Here is a 15,310-nt window from a genome sequence, read left to right on the forward strand (position 1 = left end):
CTCGTTGATCAGCGGTTTTTCCACTCAGGCCGGCGCTTTTCCAGAAAGGCATTAACGCCCTCGCGCTGGTCCTCCGTACTGAACAGCTCCACGAACAACTCCCGCTCCATACGCCAGCCATCACTGTGACTTCGCCCCTCCCGGGCGCTCATCACCAGACGCTTGCACCGGGAGATGGCCGAAGGGCTTTGCCCACAGGCTCCTTCCGCCAGCGCCAGTGCTTTCTGAAGGCTTTCGCCTTTCGGCACAATTTCTTCCACCAGGCCAATCGCCAGCGCCTTATCGGCTTTCACTCGTTCACCGCAGAGGATCAGGCGCTTTGCCCAGCCTTCCCCCACAAGCCAAGGCAGGTTCTGTGTGCCACCGGCACAGGGCAGCAGACCGACGCCGGGTTCCGGCAACGCCATTTGGGCGTGCTCCTCGGCAATGCGGATATCACAGGCCAGCGCACATTCCAGGCCACCCCCCATGGCGTAACCATTCACCGCGGCAATGGCGACGCCTCGAAAATTCACCAGGGTCTCAAAGGCACGCCCAAACAACTGAGCCATGTGACTGGCATTACCAACATCACCGTCGGCAAAGGCGTTCAGGTCGGCACCGGCGGAGAAGAACTTGTGACCCTCTCCTGTCACCACCAGCGCGTAGACATCGCGATCCTCATTGAGTCTCTCGACGATGTCTGTCAGTTCCTTCAGAGAGTCCGCCGTCCAGGTGTTCGCCGGCGGGTTGGCGATCGTCAGGATGGCGATATGGTTCTGTTTTTCCAGCTTGAGCAGGCCACTCATTCTGTCTTCCCCTCGTGGTTATTGATTACCGAAGCTGAATGGAAAAATTGGCGTCAGAACGGCTGGCTTCGGTGGAGAACCAGCGGGAGGTCACTGTCTTGGTCTCCGTATAGAAGCGCACCGCCTGCTTGCCATAGGCATGCTGATCACCGTAGAAAGAGCCTTTCCAACCGGTGAACGAAAAGAACGGCAGAGGCACCGGAATGGGGACATTCACGCCCACCTGTCCCACCTCAATGTCGTGCTGGAAGCGCCGGGCCACGCCACCATGGTTGGTGAAAATGGCGGTCCCGTTACCGTAGGGGCTGTTATTGATCAGCTCGATGGCATCCCCAAGGCTGTCTGCGTTCATGCAGGACAGAACGGGGCCAAACACCTCTTCGCGGTAGATGTCCATGTCCGGAGTCACGTCACCAAACAGCGTCGGGCCGACCCAGTGCCCCTCCGGCAGGCCGTCTACCGTGCAGCCACGTCCATCCAGCAACAGCGTCGCCCCCTGGGATTCACCGGTGGCAATCAGGGATTCAACCCGCTCCCTGGCCTTCGCGCTGATGAGTGGTCCGTAACTGGCTCCCGGATCATTCCACGCCCCGGGGCGGACCGTCGCCATGGCGTCTTTAAGTTCCGGAATCCACTGCTGGGCCGCTCCCACGAACACGGCAACGGAAATGGCCATACAGCGCTGGCCGGCCGCACCAACAGAGGCACCCACCAGCGCGTTAAGGACCTGCTGTTTGTCGGCGTCGGGCATGATCACCATGTGATTTTTCGCCCCGGCAAAACTCTGCACCCGTTTCATATGGCGGGTCCCGGTCTCGTAGATGTACTGGCCAACGGGCACCGAACCGACAAATGAAATAGCACGGATGGACGGATCGGTCAGCAGTGTGTCCACCTGCTCCCTGGCGCCATGCACCACCTGCAACACCCCCTTGGGCGCACCGGCCTGATCGAACAGTTCCGCCAGGCGCATCGGCGTCAGCGGGTCCTGTTCGGACGGCTTGAGTACAAACGTGTTCCCGCAGGCAATGGCCATCGGGAACATCCACAGCGGGATCATGGCCGGGAAATTGAACGGCGTGATGCCAGCACACACGCCCAGTGGCTGGGTCCAGGAATGGGTATCCACGTCCCGGGCCACGTTTTCGACAGTCTCGCCCATCATCAGCGTGGCCACGTTGGCGGCATGCTCGACCACTTCAATACCGCGCCAGACATCGCCCCTGGCATCCTCAAACGTCTTCCCGGTCTCCTGCGACAAGGTCTCGGCAATCTCCTCGTGGTGGGACTTGAGCAGGGCCTGATAACGCATCATCACCCGGGCGCGCTCGGAAACCGGTGTTTCCTTCCAGCTCTTGAAGACCTCACCGGCGTTATCAATCGCTTGGCGCATTTCGTCCGATGTCGCGCACGGCACCTGGGCAATGACGTCATTCGTCGCGGGGTTGGTGACATCCATCCATTTGGAACTGCAGCTCTGGACAAACTCACCGGCAATGAACTGGAGCACTGTAGACATGGTATCCATTCCCTGTTTGTTGTTGTGCGGGCATACCTCGCCGGCACCATCCGATGGAGGGCTGGCGATTCTGTAAAAAAGGCTATCACGCCGCTTTCAACAGGGTGATTGACTAACTTTCGTCCGTGATGGATTATTTTTCGATGAACGAGCCACACCCCAACGTCCAGACACCCCGAACCTCACAATGGCCGGTTCCGGCGGACAGCGTGCGCTATGTCGTTCCTGAGCCAATCGTGCGGAGCCTGGCACGCCACCCGTTGACTCAGGAGCTGTACCCCCTGGCGTTCGGCCATTACCGAAAGGCCGCCGGGCACCACATGCATCGGGACTACCACCCTGATAATCTTTTGATCTACTGCACGGACGGCAAAGCCTTCCTGAACGTTGCCGGTGAGCCGTACACCATTGAGGAGGGCGACCTTCTTTTACTGCCGGCCGGTGCAAGCCACCGCTATACCGCGGACCCGGACACCCCCTGGACGATCCACTGGGTGCATTACACCGGGCCACAGGCCGAGGCGTTTGGTCACTACATGGGGTTTGACGACACCACCCGCGTTCGCAGGATCGGGCACCAGCCAAGACTGCTTGTTGACTTCAATGGCCTGCTTTCAGTCCGCGAGACCGGGTTTCGCACTCGTGGCCTGATTCACGCCAGTAACCGACTGCGTCAGCTGATCGCATCCATACCGCTGATCGCCGACGAAACCGGCCAGGCCCGCCATGCCGAACTGGACGCTCTGCACCATTACATGCGGGATAATCTGGAGCGGAGGCTGACCCTGGGCCAGTTGGCCGAACTGTCCGGCCTTTCTCCAGCGCACTTTGCCACCCGATACCGGGAGCAGACCGGCACGTCGCCCATCCAGCACTTCCTGCACCTGAAGGTGGAGCGAGCCTGCCAGCTACTGGACACCACCAGCCAAAGCTTTGCCGACATCAGCCGGCAACTGGGGTATGACGACGCTTACTATTTCTCGCGGCTGTTCAAGAAAATCATGGGCAAATCACCCAGTGATTATCGATATACCGCCCGGCACTGAATCGAAGTGGCGTGGTCTCAGCCCTCCAGGGCCTCGACTGGCTTCAGTGCTGGTGCGGGAAACCGCGTCCGGTCTGCTTCACAGCATTCTCTCACCGCCGGCTCACAATCGCGCCGTCGTCGGCCCAAGGGCGTTGTAGAACACGATCGTCCTGCTGTCTTGAATGCTCGACCTGGATGAGCCGAGAACATCCTCAATCAGGCGCTCATCCAGGTGCCTGTTGAGTTGGCGAGTTTGTCGAGCCCACTGGCGTTGCTGGTACACCGCCTCACGATGCCGGCGGCTGAAATGGCCCCAGGCCGCGAGCCGAGCCCGGATCTGGCTCATCAGCCCGGCGGGCATATGCGTTGTCTGGCTCATACCGGTCATGATCATTCCTCCCTCTGTTTCGGATACCATGCCCGGCACTGATTGATTAGACAAACGAGAAGATCCGGTTCATCCTATGAGGAAATCTCAAAGGTAATCGGTTATGTCCACTCTGCCCCCGTCCATGCCCAATCTGGACCTGGACCTGGCCCGAACGTTCGTCGCGATCTGTGAGTCCGGCAATTTTTCCCGCGCTGCAGAGCAGGTGCACCGCAGCGCCTCGGCCGTGAGCCTGCAGGTGAAGAAGCTGGAGCAGATGGTGGGCCGGGAGCTGTTCCATCGCGAGACCCGGCGCGTCACCATGACCCGGGACGGGGAAATGCTGCTGGGCTACGCGCGACAGTTACTGCGTCTGAACGACGAGGCGTTTTCCCAGTTCCGGTCGTCGCCCTTCAAGGGCCGGGTGCGCCTCGGCGCCCCCAACGACACCGGCATCGTCGCCATGCCGGACATCCTGCGCCGCTTCGCCACCAGCCATCCAGAGGTGGAGGTGGACGTGCACCTCGGGCGCACCACCCATCTGCGCCAGCTCATTGCCGCCGGCGAAATCGACATCGCAATCTTCAGCTTCAGCCCGGATCTGGACCGCCAGCCGCCGATCCACAGCGAACCGCTGGTGTGGCTTGGTGCCCGACACGGCGCCGCCAAAGACAAGCGGCCGCTTCCCGTCGCTCTCGCCGAACCCGGCTGCTACTGGCGCACCATGGCTCTCAAGGCGTTGGGTGACGCGGGAATGGACTACCGCGTCGCGTACACCAGCGAGTTCTGCCAGGCACAGATCGCCGCCGTCCGCGCGGATCTGGCCGTCGCTCCGCTACCGATCAGCGTCATTGATCACGACATGATTCACTTGGGTACTGATCACGGCCTTCCGAAACTCGACGACTACCGCATGACACTCGCCAAGCGCGACGGCGCCGGCCCCGTGGAGGACGCACTGGCCGAGCATATGGTGTCCGGATTCAAATCGATTTCGGAACGGGGAATGCGGTTGTTTGCCTGATCCCTCAAGACCGGCGAAGGCACAGAATCAGACAACGTCCATTGGACCGGTACAGTCGGTTCCTCTCACTCGCTGTACCGTTTCTGTAATGGGCCATCTGTACTGCATTCCGGGACTGATTGCCCCCTTTGTATCGGGCCGCGCCGGTCGTCACCCCGCTCGACAGATCATGATATTAATGAGCTTCTCCACCACCTCGCCGGTATTACTGAGAGCCTGTTCGTGGTGCTGGCAGGCATCCACAACCTCAAATCCGCCCGCCCTCAGCAACCCGCCAATCCGCTCCTGGTCATAAAGCTCAAAACCGTAGGGCACGAACGGCAGGTCCTTCATAAAAGAACGATCACCGAATGCAAGGCAAAGCACACCACCCGCTTTGAGGACCCTGTGAATCTCCGCAAGCTGTGCCGCCGGCTGTTCCCAAAAATAGAGGGTGTGGATCGTTAACACTTTGTCGAACGATTCCGCTTCAAAAGGCAGCTCCTGCGCGTCGCCCTGCCGAAACCGGGCTCTCCCGGACTCAATCAACCGCCCATTCAGTCGCTCAGCTTCTGCGACCATCTCCGCTGACCAGTCAACTCCCGTGTAGGTAACGCCCCTGGCCGCTTCAACGATATCGGCCACGAAGGCACCATTACCCGGTCCGATCTCCAATACCGAGTCATCTGCCCCCATCCCCAGGCGCTCAATACACTGGTTGTTCAACAGCCGGTTGGCTTCATTCATTCGTTCACCAACCTCAACGGCATCGCGACCACTGGGGCAGCGCAGCTGTGACGCAAGCGTTTTTGAATCCATGTCGCCTCCCTACGGCGCGAATCACATCTGGCAAGGCGTTCATTGAACGGGCAAACAGCACCCAATCCGAATCCTTTCCATGACGGGGATTGAACCAGCGCAGATCCGTTGTCATCTATGATCGGTAAACAAATACGGTTATACGTTACGACAACTGCTCTGACACTCATATGCCCGAAAAGCCCCCACTGCAGACGCTGTTCGATACGCTGCCCCAGAGTGGTCGCGTTGTATGGATTGGTGTCCGCCCCGCCCGCGGGGAGCCCATGACCGCGCTGGAGCGCGTCTGGGTGATGCCGGGCAAGGGTCTGGACGGCGATCGCTTCAAAGGCCGCGGTACCAGCAAACGGCAGGTCACTCTCATCCAGCAGGAACACCTGCACGCCATCGCCTCCTGCCTACAACGGGATGCCATCCGCCCTGAGACTTTCCGCCGCAACATCGTCGTCTCCGGTCTGAACCTGCTGGCGCTGAAAGGCAAGACCTTCCGCATCGGTGACGTCACACTGGAATACACGGGGCTATGCCACCCCTGCAGCAAAATGGAAACCGCCCTCGGGCCTGGCGGTTACAACGCCATGCGCGGGCATGGCGGAATCACAACAAGGGTGGTGGAAGGCGGCGAGCTGGCGCTCGGGGACGCGGTCCGGGCGCTACCGGGGGCCTGACGTTGCCCTGCCCCACGCTCACTGTCGTAGTCGGTCGCGGTAATGTGCATCCGTCCAACACCGTGGCAGGGCCTCGCCGGATGGGAACGCCAGCTTACTCTTGTCGAAAGGCTCCGGATCCTGGGCCTCCTCACCGAAGTGCAGGCAGCCCCGGACGGTCGGTTCGAGCGGATTGAACAGCCCCTGCAGATCGAGCACTTCCACCAGATGGCCAGTGGCTTTTTCCGCCAATAGCATAACGCCCTCCCCGATCCTTGTGTCGGCTGCGCCAGTGCAACCCAAGTGACATCAGCGTTACCCTCAGCATAGACCCGATGGCTTGAAAGCGGGATGCCCGAGAGAGGCACCCTCGCCTTTCATTCGCTTTCGCTAAAACCTGAACATCAGTTCACAACCCCACATGCCAGTGCTACTTTAGTCGAATAAGGGACTTTCGTGTTTTAACGCGTGGCAGTGACGCCGTGGCCAATGAACGTTGCAGTGTGGAGACCCGCGGTTATGGGTGAGGCGGACGATGCGGATGACGAGGTGATCGCCGAGCTACGCGAAAAGGCTGCGCGGCTAGAAACCCTTGAGACTCAGCTCCGAGCATTGGAGCAGGAGCGTGAAGACTTGCTGGATAGCAAGCAGAGGATGTCCAGTGAACTCGACCAATACCAGAAACGGCTGACAGAGTGGGAGTGGTTCTTTGAACATTCCGTTCAGATGTTATGCATTGCCGGATTGGATGGTTATTTCAAGCGGGTGAATGCTGCATTTGCGGACACCCTGGGCTACTCAAAGGAAGAGTTGCTGTCACGACCGATCCTGGACTTTGTGCACCCCGACGACACTGCCAAAACAATCCGGGAACTAGAAGGACTCGGCGTCGGGCGCAACAGTATCAGTTTTGAGAATCACTATCGCGCCGGAGACGGAAGCTGGCGCAGGATCGCCTGGCACTGCCCAGCGGTCACCGACGTGACCACCAAACTATTTGCGGTTGCCCGCGATGTCACTGAAGACCGCCGTAAAGAAGAGGCCATCCTGTACAAGGCCTCCCATGATTCACTGACCGGACTGCACAACCGGGCCGCATTTGAAGAGAGTCTTGAGCGGGCTATTGCGCAACAACGCCGAACCCGCAAAGGCGAGGTGGTGCTTTATCTGGTCGACCTCGATGGTTTCAAAGCAGTCAACGACCAATACGGACACATGGCCGGGGACCATCTGCTGCAGGTGATTTCAGAGCGGCTCCGGACCATCCAGCGGGCGGCCGACATGGTCGCAAGAGTGGGAGGTGATGAGTTTGTGTTCCTGGCGGACGGCGACACGGAAGCCACTGGCATCTGTCCTTACAAACCTCTGGCGGAGCGTATCATTGGCCAGGTCAGCGAACCCATCGAACTGAACGACGGCATCGTCACCGTGAACTGCAGTGTGGGCATCTCTACGCTTCCCGGAACCGCCGATGATGCCTCCTCGTTGATGGTCCAGGCCGACCAGGCGATGTACGCCACCAAGCGTTCTGGTAAGAACGGTTTCCGCAAGTTCGATCCGTCCCTGACCAGATAAGGCGCCTGGATGACCGGGGTCAGATCGATTTTTCTTTCAATCGGGTTTCGTCAAGGTCGCTTGCGCCGCGTAAAACCCTGGCGTTTCAGGCCGTTAAAAATCTCCGGCACTTTGAGGGGCACGAACGTCCGCGCTGTTTTCAGAAGACTGATGACAACGTGCATTCGCTTGTACCACAGCACGCTGCGAATCTTTGTCTTCATCGGACGGTAGCCCTCCTGGTACAGCGCCTCCACGCGATCGGCGTTGTTCGTCAGGCTGTAGTCGCTCAGATCCAGAGGCACCGGGATGTCGGCCGTCTTCAACTGCTTGCGGGTGTTGAAGTCGATGCCAATGTTGATGGCGTTCGCGATCACATCGAACGTGCCTTCCGGCTTCGGATAGCGCCGGACATGACTGAGGTCCACGGCGACGGTGATGCCCGCACCCATCCTTGCCAACGGTGAGATCGGGACGTTCTCGACGAGCCCCCCGTCCACCAGCGTCCGCCCGTCGATTTCCACGGGCACGAACAGCCCGGGCACGGCCATGGAGGCGCACACGACGTCCGCCAGATTCCCCTCCCGGAAGATCAGCTGTTCGCCGGTTTCGATATCCGTTGCGCAGATCGCCAGTGGAATGTCGGCGTCCTCGACCCGGACATCCCCCAGATCCCGCAGAATCATCTCGCGAATGGCATCGGTACTGAAAAGGCCCCCTCGCTCAAAGGTAAAATTGATGATCTTTGAGAGGTTCAGCGTCGAGCATATGGACAGGATGGACTCCGCCGGGCGACCAAAGGCGTAATAGCTTGCAATGAGCGCGCCCGCACTGGTCCCCGAGATACAGTGAATCCCGATCCGCTCTTCCTCGAACGCTTTGAGAGCACCGATATGGGCGATGCCCTTGGCCGCACCGCCCCCCAGGGCGAGACCGATGCGGGTGTTGAAGGGGTTGAATGTCATGGATAAGAGCCTGCAACGATTTTCAGAGCCAGAAGCCCGGAAATTGTAGCAGGCCGGCCGGTTTTGGCGGCGCAGCGCCCCGCAAGATGGAACACCAGAAGGTCCCTATTGTCTTCCCGTGCCTGTCATAAACGCCCTTTTACCGGCGGGGATCGCCTCACTGATGCCCCCCCTCAAAGCCTCCGCCGAAGTCCGGGCCGGTGGGTTGCTTCTCAGTCGGTCGACCGACCCCACTAACGTCTTCCATTCGCGCGGCCCCGATACTCGGGACGGATGGTTTCCCCATGACGCAGCAGAAAGAAGGTGTCCTCGGCAATGCCCGCTCTCTTTCGCGCTCGGGCCAGCTCCTTAGGCGGCTCATCGAGGGGTTCGTCCGTCAGTCCCTCGAAAGTTCCCCAGTGAATACCCAGTGACTGGCGGGCATTGATGTCCAGATGCGCCTGGACCGCCTCCTCCGGGTTCACATGGAACGCCTTCATGAACCAGCGCGGCTCGTAGGCACCGATGGGTAAAGCGGCCAGATCGAATCCGTCCGTTCGCTGACCAATATCGCGCAGGTCCTCTGAATACCCAAAGTCACCGCCAAAGAAGAAGGAATAATCCGGATGCTCCACCGCCCAGGCACCCCAGAGCTGCTCCCCCTGGTCCCAGGGCGTTCGCGAACTCCAGTGCTGCACGGGCAGGAACTGGATCGTGAAGCCGTCGTATTCCCGACTCTCCCACCAGTCCATGGCGGTCAGATGCGCGCCATCCCCGTCGGTAATGTGCTCCCGGAACCACTCCCCCATCCCCAGAGGGATGAAAAACCGCGGCGGTCCACCCTCCTGCTGGAACAGACGGCGCACCGAAGACGCATCGAGGTGGTCATAGTGATTGTGGGAAATGACCACCAGATCGATCCGGGGCAGCTCCGACAGCGCCACGCCTGGGCGCTGGTGGCGCGGCGGTCCGGCGAAGGACAGCGGCGAGGCCCGGTCCGAGAACTGGGGATCGGTCAGCACGTTCGTGCCAGCCACCTGCAGCAGGACCGTCGCATGTCCAATCCAGGTCACCGCCACGTCCTCCGGGTTGCTCTGGATCAGCTCCAGATCCGGCTCCACCGGTTCAATAGGACGCTCCGCCGGCCTCGGCCGGACCGACCAGAAGCGATTCCACTGCCAGCGGATAAAATCCCAGCCGCTATTGTGTTCATGGGGGTAGCGATTCTGGAACCCACTGGGGGTATGGTACGGTTTGTTGGGGTCGTAGTGTTTGTTGACATTGCTGCAACCGGAACCAACCATCGGTAACACCAGAGCCGTCGAACACAATAGAGTGATTCGGATGAACTTGAGAATAACCCGTTTCCCCGCTTGTTGACCTGAGCCAGACGTCTGCGAAGTGTAACGCAGACCATCGCCAGAATCGCGGGCTCAGGACAACCAGTCCAGCCCCAGAACCAGGCGTGGCACACCGTCCGGCTCTGGCGAGCGATGAACAAGACCATGCCCTTCATTGCCAACCCACGACGCCCCCTTCAGCAACGACACGGCGGCAGTCGGAATCCTCTCGATCTGCGCATGGCCAATCGCCTGTTCCGGGAGTGGGCGCGATGAGTCGCCTCGTCGCACCCACGCTTCAGGTAACCATTCCGTTCCCGGCCCCGTGTACGTCACCAGCAGCCTAGCGGGCACTCGGTCATAGTGGAAGCGCGGGCACATGGTACCGCGCAGAACGTGAAGGCGAACGCCTACCCCCGCAGGCTCAAACAGGCACTGGAACATGGCAATCATCTCGTCCACGTCCCTCACCCAGCTCTCCGCTCCTGGCATATTCCGTGCCCATTCCGGCAACATTGCGCCGGCACTGTCCTCCTCTTCCAGTGCCAGAAAACGCTCAAAAGTGCCTGCCTCCCGAGCGAAGCGATCTGCAAACCGGGCACACTCAGGCGACAGCGATCGCTCCCAGATCACCAGATTGACCTCATCCCGGAAAATTTCTGTCAGGCACTCGGCTTTGTCACCCCGCACGGCAATGGGATGTGTCAGCAGACTCTTATCGACATGCATAAGCGATCGCTCCACGCAATACAGATGACTGGAAATTGAAAACCACCTCAATAATGTTATGTTATAACATACAAAACGGAAACACCGCACCGATGTGCGGCTGCTCGCCTTCAGAACAATGGGACACAAATCATGAATCAAACAGACAGGCGTCTTCCGGTGACTGTATTGTCCGGATTCCTTGGCGCCGGAAAAACGACGGTGTTGAACCACATTCTGAATAATCGCGACGGCAAACGCGTTGCCGTGATCGTCAACGATATGAGTGAGGTCAACATTGATGGGTCGCTGGTGCAGCAGGAAGTGACTCTGAACCGCTCCGAGGAGAAACTGGTGGAGATGAGCAACGGCTGCATCTGCTGCACTCTGCGCGAGGATCTGCTCGTCGAAGTACGCGAACTGGCTGAGACCGGGCATTTCGACTGCCTGGTGATCGAATCCACCGGCATCTCTGAGCCGCTCCCGGTGGCTGAAACCTTTACCTTCGCCGACGAAGACGGTGTCAGCCTGTCCGATATTGCCCGCCTGGACACAATGGTCACCGTGGTGGATGCGGTGAACTTTCTGAACGATTACGACGAGGCGCAGTCGCTACAGGAAACCGGAGAGAGCCTCGGCGAGGAAGACGAGCGCAGCGTTGCCGATCTTCTGGTGGACCAGATCGAGTTCAGTGACATTCTACTGATCAGCAAAACCGATCTGGCCACTCCGGAGCAGCTGACACGTCTGAGGGGCATACTTCGCAGCCTCAATGCCGAGGCTGAAATTCTCCCCATCACACAGGGCGCAGTGCCGCTCGACAAGGTTCTGGAAACGGGTCGCTTCAGTTTTGAACACGCTCAGCAGGCGCCCGGCTGGTTAAAAGAAATGCGCGGCGAACACATACCGGAAACCGAAGAGTACGGCATTTCCAGCTTCGTCTACCGTGCCCGCCGCCCCTTTCACCCAGCCAAGTTCTACGATTTCCTGCACCAGGGCATTTCCAGTGGCAAGCTGATTCGATCAAAAGGTTATTTCTGGCTCGCTACCCGCCCGGAATTTGCAGGTAACTGGAGCCAGGCTGGCGGCATTGCCCGGCACGGGTTTGCGGGTATGTTCTGGAAGGCGGTGCCGGAGACCAACTGGCCCCAAGACCCGGCGTATCGCCAGGCGATTATGGATAGCTGGGAGGAGCCTTTCGGCGATATGCGCCAGGAGCTGGTGTTCATTGGCCAGAATCTCGACAGATCGGCCATTACACGCCGTCTCGACGGGTGCCTGCTGGATGACCGGCAGCTGCTGGCGGGCCGATCCTTTTGGCAGACACTGAATGACCCATTCCCAGCCTGGGAATGACCACCCCGAAAGAATGCACGATAGTGCGGGGGAAAGGTGTCGAGTCAGTCAATGCGAGCCAGGCTCACTCAACCGTCTTTTGCCATGTCCCTGTCGGGAAGCCCAGTCGACCTGGCTCGCGCTACCCATAAGACTGTCGATCGCGTAAGATTCCAACCAGTCATCAAGAGAGTGGGAGCTCTCCCACGCTCTTGCTCAGGGCGGCGTGCGTCATTCAAGATCCTGTTTTTTGAGTCAAGGAGGCCGACATCATGCGCTTTACTCTCTTGGTGGTGCTTGTTGCCCTAACGCTGGTCGGGTGCTCTTCGCGTCAATTAACCGACAACTTGAACGGGTCCACGGCCCAGCGGCTGGTGACGCATAGCATCGACGACCTGATGGGTGAGCTGGAACACGAGCGGTTAGAGCGGCTCAAGGGGCAACGCGTTTACCTGGAAACGAACTTCCCGTACCCATCGAGGCAAAAGGCGTCCGGGGATCAATCGTTGGTCAAGGATTATGCGGACAAACGCCTGGCCCTGGCACTGCAGCGCCAGTTTGGGGCGCAGATGGTCGACTCGAAAGCGCAAGCCGACCAGGTAATGAACGTCTTCTACAATTCGTTGGCCACGGACCAGAGTGATTTCGGGTTTTCAGTCCCACTGGGCTTTATCCCCGGCATTGGTCAGAATGCGAAGATCAACCTCATTACCCTGGAGAAATACCACGGTATTTCGGAAATGTACTATTTCATCGGGGCAACCGGTGTCGAAAACCGCAGCGATACACTCCAGGCCGTTGTGCGCACCGACGCTCTGGGGCTGCCGTTCATTACCATCCCGTTTTCAAATCTCGATCGCGAGGAATAGGGCGTCATCACACCCGGCCAGAACGACGCGCCCTTAACCGGCCACGGGCGGCGTCTTGCCCTTCGCTCTGGCGCAGTCCGATCCATCAGTCCGCCCCCAGAACGTCAGCCGCAACCCATGGCCTAGGAGTCTGCGCGGCAGAAATCGTGCCAGGCGAGATCGTCCCACTGCGAGGCCATTTTGACGGTCATTTGAGGCGCATAGTGGTTCCATGTAACGACAATGAGCGCTCAAAAGGGACCGCAGTGGGGCGGTCGCAGCGGTGCGACTTTCTACCGCGCAGACTCCTGGTGTCCCGTCTGGTTCTACACAAATCGTTCTACCTGTTCTCGCGCCTTTTTTGCCAACGCGTTTTCACTGACGGCCGCCATCGACCGGTTTCTGGAAGGAGATGACGCCGGAACTGGCCAACTGGCCTACACTTCCCCCAAAACCGATTGAATTCCTGACGGAACAAGGCAATGAAATCCAGCGCGCTTCACCTGCCGCGACTCGCCCTGCCGATGTTGGTGGTTCTATTGCAAGCCATGCCCACTTGGGCCGCTACGCCGGTTCCCGAGTCCTCCAGCCAGTCACTTGGCGGTATTATCGAGGTCATGGAGGATCCGTCCCACGACTTGACCCTCGAACAGGCAAGGCGCAGCAATACCTGGCGGGCCCATGCCGAGACTGTTTTCAACAAAGGGTACGGCCGATCCGCCTGGTGGCTACGCTGGTCGCTGGACAACCCGACAGGCACCAAATTGGACCGCATACTGTCCATTGACTACCCCCTCTTGCGGGATCTGCGCCTCTACACGAGAACCGATGGGGAGTCAGACTGGCAGCAGCGTCGTCTGGGCGCTGCGTTACCCTTCACTGAACGCCCGCTGGACAGTCGTTATTTTGCGGTTCCACTCAGCTGGGAACCGGGTGAAACACGCCACTTCTACCTTCGTGTTCACTCAGACAGTTCACTCCAGGTTCCCCTTACCATTTCCGACCCAACCCGCTTCAACCGCCGCAACGCCACGGAGAACATACTTCACGGCATTTATCTGGGGTCGCTCCTGGCCATCGGGGCCTACAACCTATTGCTCTTCATTGCCATCCGGGATCGAAACTACCTCTACTATGTCGGAGTGGTTTTCAGCATTGCCATGCTCATCGCCACGATCAATGGTTATACCTTCCGTTACCTCTGGCCTGAGGCGACCAACTGGAACAAACAGGCCATCATCGTGTTTTTCGGACTTGCTGTCTGGTGTGCCGCCTATTTCACCCGTCGTTTCCTGCGGCTCTGGAAATATTCCCGTTGGATGAGCAACCTCGCGGCCATCATCGGTATGTGTGGTTTAGGGATGGTGGCGTTGTCAGGCATCATTAGCTACTACAACGCCATTATGACCCTCTTGGTCATTACCTTCTTTGCCATCATCTACGCGGTCTTTGTGGCGATCTATGTGTGGTACCGGGGGCAACAAGCTGCTATCTACTATCTCCTGGCCTGGTCGTTCCTGTTGATCGGCTTCCTGATTCTTGTGCTGTCCAATGGGGGATTTCTGCCCTCGAATGGGTTAACGAGGTCAGCGCCGATGGTGGGCTCGTTCATGGAAGTACTTCTTCTGTCCTTCGCCCTGGCGCAGCGCATCAACATCGAGCGCCAGCTTCGTTTCGCGGCGCAGCAGGAGATACTGGACGCCAGCAAACGTCACAATCGTGAACTCGAACTGCGCGTTCAGGAGCGTACGGCCGAACTGGAAAATGCGAACCATCGGCTTAACGAAATGAGTATCACAGACAGGCTCACTGGCCTGAAGAACCGTCGCTACCTGGAAGAGGCACTGTGCCGTGAAATATCGCGGGCCAATCGCAATGAACTGCCGTTGAGTGTGGTTATGATCGACCTCGACCATTTCAAGTCGCTCAATGACACGTACGGGCATCAGGGCGGCGATATCTGTCTCGAGCATGTTGGCCATATTCTGAGCAACAGCATTCGTGACCCCGATATCGCGGCAAGATACGGCGGCGAGGAGTTTGCGCTGGTGCTGACCGAGGCGGATTCCAGGGGCGCACTCAAAGTTCTGCACAGGGTCAGACAGGCGTTGGAGAAGACGCGGATCGTCCACGAAGGGGAGGAGCTGGTCTTTACACTCAGCAGCGGGGTGGCTTCGCGACTGCCAGATACGCCCCTGACCAAGGATGAGATGATCAGGCAGGCAGACCAAGCCCTGTACCGGGCCAAACGACAGGGGCGTAACCAAGTCTGTGTCTATCATTCGGCACTTGACGGTCATACCGATCTGAGCGCACCCACCTGATGACCCGTGTTACCAGACGGGACACTAGGAGTCTGCGCGGTAGAAAGTCGCACCGCTGCGCCCCCCCACTGCGGTCCCTTTTGAGCG

The 15,310-nt window shown here is 59.1% G+C and carries 15 protein-coding genes; 7 read left to right on the top strand and 8 right to left on the bottom strand.

What is annotated here, in order from left to right; translation table 11 throughout:
• Positions 1-8: 8 nt before the first annotated feature.
• Complete coding sequence (locus C8D92_RS14525) at positions 9-788, bottom strand: enoyl-CoA hydratase (RefSeq protein ID WP_095610801.1); 780 nt, start codon at positions 786-788, stop codon at positions 9-11.
• Positions 789-813: 25 nt separating this feature from the next.
• Positions 814-2,307: a CoA-acylating methylmalonate-semialdehyde dehydrogenase gene (locus tag C8D92_RS14530; protein WP_116919796.1), complete on the bottom strand. Its 1,494-nt coding sequence runs from the start codon at positions 2,305-2,307 to the stop codon at positions 814-816.
• 143 nt (positions 2,308-2,450) lie between these two features.
• Between C8D92_RS14530 and C8D92_RS14535 the strand changes: the two genes are divergently transcribed.
• Positions 2,451-3,353 (top strand): AraC family transcriptional regulator, encoded by a 903-nt coding sequence (locus tag C8D92_RS14535; protein ID WP_116919797.1) that lies wholly within the window; start codon positions 2,451-2,453, stop codon positions 3,351-3,353.
• Between the two features lie 102 nt (positions 3,354-3,455).
• Here C8D92_RS14535 and C8D92_RS14540 read toward each other — a convergent pair whose 3' ends face one another.
• Complete coding sequence (locus C8D92_RS14540; protein WP_133243136.1) at positions 3,456-3,722, bottom strand: hypothetical protein; 267 nt, start codon at positions 3,720-3,722, stop codon at positions 3,456-3,458.
• A gap of 103 nt (positions 3,723-3,825) precedes the next feature.
• Between C8D92_RS14540 and C8D92_RS14545 the strand changes: the two genes are divergently transcribed.
• Positions 3,826-4,725, top strand: coding sequence for a LysR substrate-binding domain-containing protein (locus C8D92_RS14545; protein ID WP_116919798.1), 900 nt, complete (start codon positions 3,826-3,828; stop codon positions 4,723-4,725).
• 150 nt (positions 4,726-4,875) lie between these two features.
• Here C8D92_RS14545 and C8D92_RS14550 read toward each other — a convergent pair whose 3' ends face one another.
• Positions 4,876-5,523, bottom strand: a complete 648-nt coding sequence (locus C8D92_RS14550) for a class I SAM-dependent methyltransferase (RefSeq protein WP_116919799.1) — start codon at positions 5,521-5,523, stop codon at positions 4,876-4,878.
• 170 nt (positions 5,524-5,693) lie between these two features.
• Here C8D92_RS14550 and C8D92_RS14555 point away from each other — a divergent pair, with 170 nt between their 5' ends.
• Positions 5,694-6,191, top strand: coding sequence for an MOSC domain-containing protein (locus tag C8D92_RS14555; RefSeq protein ID WP_116919800.1), 498 nt, complete (start codon positions 5,694-5,696; stop codon positions 6,189-6,191).
• A gap of 18 nt (positions 6,192-6,209) precedes the next feature.
• Here the strand turns inward: C8D92_RS14555 and C8D92_RS14560 are convergent, their stop codons facing one another.
• Positions 6,210-6,428, bottom strand: a complete 219-nt coding sequence (locus tag C8D92_RS14560; protein WP_116919801.1) for an acetyltransferase — start codon at positions 6,426-6,428, stop codon at positions 6,210-6,212.
• 210 nt (positions 6,429-6,638) lie between these two features.
• Here C8D92_RS14560 and C8D92_RS14565 point away from each other — a divergent pair, with 210 nt between their 5' ends.
• A complete protein-coding gene (locus tag C8D92_RS14565; RefSeq protein ID WP_243402465.1) occupies positions 6,639-7,745 on the top strand; it encodes a sensor domain-containing diguanylate cyclase in 1,107 nt (368 codons plus the stop codon).
• A gap of 50 nt (positions 7,746-7,795) precedes the next feature.
• Here C8D92_RS14565 and C8D92_RS14570 read toward each other — a convergent pair whose 3' ends face one another.
• The 3 genes from C8D92_RS14570 to C8D92_RS14580 all read right to left on the bottom strand — a co-directional run bounded on the left by C8D92_RS14570 (position 7,796) and on the right by C8D92_RS14580 (position 10,737).
• Positions 7,796-8,689 (bottom strand): patatin-like phospholipase family protein, encoded by an 894-nt coding sequence (locus C8D92_RS14570; protein ID WP_116919803.1) that lies wholly within the window; start codon positions 8,687-8,689, stop codon positions 7,796-7,798.
• 233 nt (positions 8,690-8,922) lie between these two features.
• The gene (locus C8D92_RS14575; RefSeq protein WP_116919804.1) at positions 8,923-9,972 is read right to left on the bottom strand and encodes an MBL fold metallo-hydrolase; all 1,050 of its coding nucleotides are present in this window, start codon (positions 9,970-9,972) and stop codon (positions 8,923-8,925) included.
• Positions 9,973-10,101: 129 nt separating this feature from the next.
• Entirely contained in the window at positions 10,102-10,737 is a 636-nt protein-coding gene (locus C8D92_RS14580; RefSeq protein ID WP_095610811.1) for a DUF1826 domain-containing protein, read from the bottom strand.
• A 132-nt stretch (positions 10,738-10,869) separates the two neighbouring features.
• On the opposite strand from C8D92_RS14580, the gene zigA reads away from it, so the two are divergent.
• The 3 genes from zigA (at position 10,870) to C8D92_RS14595 (ending at position 15,223) form a co-directional block, all read left to right on the top strand.
• Positions 10,870-12,072, top strand: a complete 1,203-nt coding sequence (zigA, locus tag C8D92_RS14585; RefSeq protein WP_116919805.1) for a zinc metallochaperone GTPase ZigA — start codon at positions 10,870-10,872, stop codon at positions 12,070-12,072.
• 251 nt (positions 12,073-12,323) lie between these two features.
• Entirely contained in the window at positions 12,324-12,920 is a 597-nt protein-coding gene (locus C8D92_RS14590; RefSeq protein ID WP_116919806.1) for a hypothetical protein, read from the top strand.
• 461 nt (positions 12,921-13,381) lie between these two features.
• Complete coding sequence (locus C8D92_RS14595; RefSeq protein ID WP_116919807.1) at positions 13,382-15,223, top strand: sensor domain-containing diguanylate cyclase; 1,842 nt, start codon at positions 13,382-13,384, stop codon at positions 15,221-15,223.
• The last annotated feature ends 87 nt before the right edge of the window (positions 15,224-15,310 follow it).

It is taken from the genome of Tamilnaduibacter salinus (assembly GCF_003096655.1).
Taxonomy (GTDB): Bacteria; Pseudomonadota; Gammaproteobacteria; order Pseudomonadales; family Oleiphilaceae; genus Tamilnaduibacter; species Tamilnaduibacter salinus.

Excerpts from the sequence above, each read along its gene's own strand:
- C8D92_RS14525 (WP_095610801.1), bottom strand. The coding sequence starts at position 788 with ATGAGTGGCCTGCTCAAGCTGGAAAAACAGAACCATATCGCCATCCTG.
- C8D92_RS14530 (WP_116919796.1), bottom strand. The coding sequence starts at position 2,307 with ATGTCTACAGTGCTCCAGTTCATTGCCGGTGAGTTTGTCCAGAGCTGC.
- C8D92_RS14535 (WP_116919797.1), top strand. The coding sequence starts at position 2,451 with ATGAACGAGCCACACCCCAACGTCCAGACACCCCGAACCTCACAATGG.
- C8D92_RS14540 (WP_133243136.1), bottom strand. The coding sequence starts at position 3,722 with ATGACCGGTATGAGCCAGACAACGCATATGCCCGCCGGGCTGATGAGC.
- C8D92_RS14545 (WP_116919798.1), top strand. The coding sequence starts at position 3,826 with ATGTCCACTCTGCCCCCGTCCATGCCCAATCTGGACCTGGACCTGGCC.
- C8D92_RS14550 (WP_116919799.1), bottom strand. The coding sequence starts at position 5,523 with ATGGATTCAAAAACGCTTGCGTCACAGCTGCGCTGCCCCAGTGGTCGC.
- C8D92_RS14555 (WP_116919800.1), top strand. The coding sequence starts at position 5,694 with ATGCCCGAAAAGCCCCCACTGCAGACGCTGTTCGATACGCTGCCCCAG.
- C8D92_RS14560 (WP_116919801.1), bottom strand. The coding sequence starts at position 6,428 with ATGCTATTGGCGGAAAAAGCCACTGGCCATCTGGTGGAAGTGCTCGAT.
- C8D92_RS14570 (WP_116919803.1), bottom strand. The coding sequence starts at position 8,689 with ATGACATTCAACCCCTTCAACACCCGCATCGGTCTCGCCCTGGGGGGC.
- C8D92_RS14575 (WP_116919804.1), bottom strand. The coding sequence starts at position 9,972 with ATGGTTGGTTCCGGTTGCAGCAATGTCAACAAACACTACGACCCCAAC.
- C8D92_RS14580 (WP_095610811.1), bottom strand. The coding sequence starts at position 10,737 with ATGCATGTCGATAAGAGTCTGCTGACACATCCCATTGCCGTGCGGGGT.
- zigA (WP_116919805.1), top strand. The coding sequence starts at position 10,870 with ATGAATCAAACAGACAGGCGTCTTCCGGTGACTGTATTGTCCGGATTC.
- C8D92_RS14590 (WP_116919806.1), top strand. The coding sequence starts at position 12,324 with ATGCGCTTTACTCTCTTGGTGGTGCTTGTTGCCCTAACGCTGGTCGGG.
- C8D92_RS14595 (WP_116919807.1), top strand. The coding sequence starts at position 13,382 with ATGAAATCCAGCGCGCTTCACCTGCCGCGACTCGCCCTGCCGATGTTG.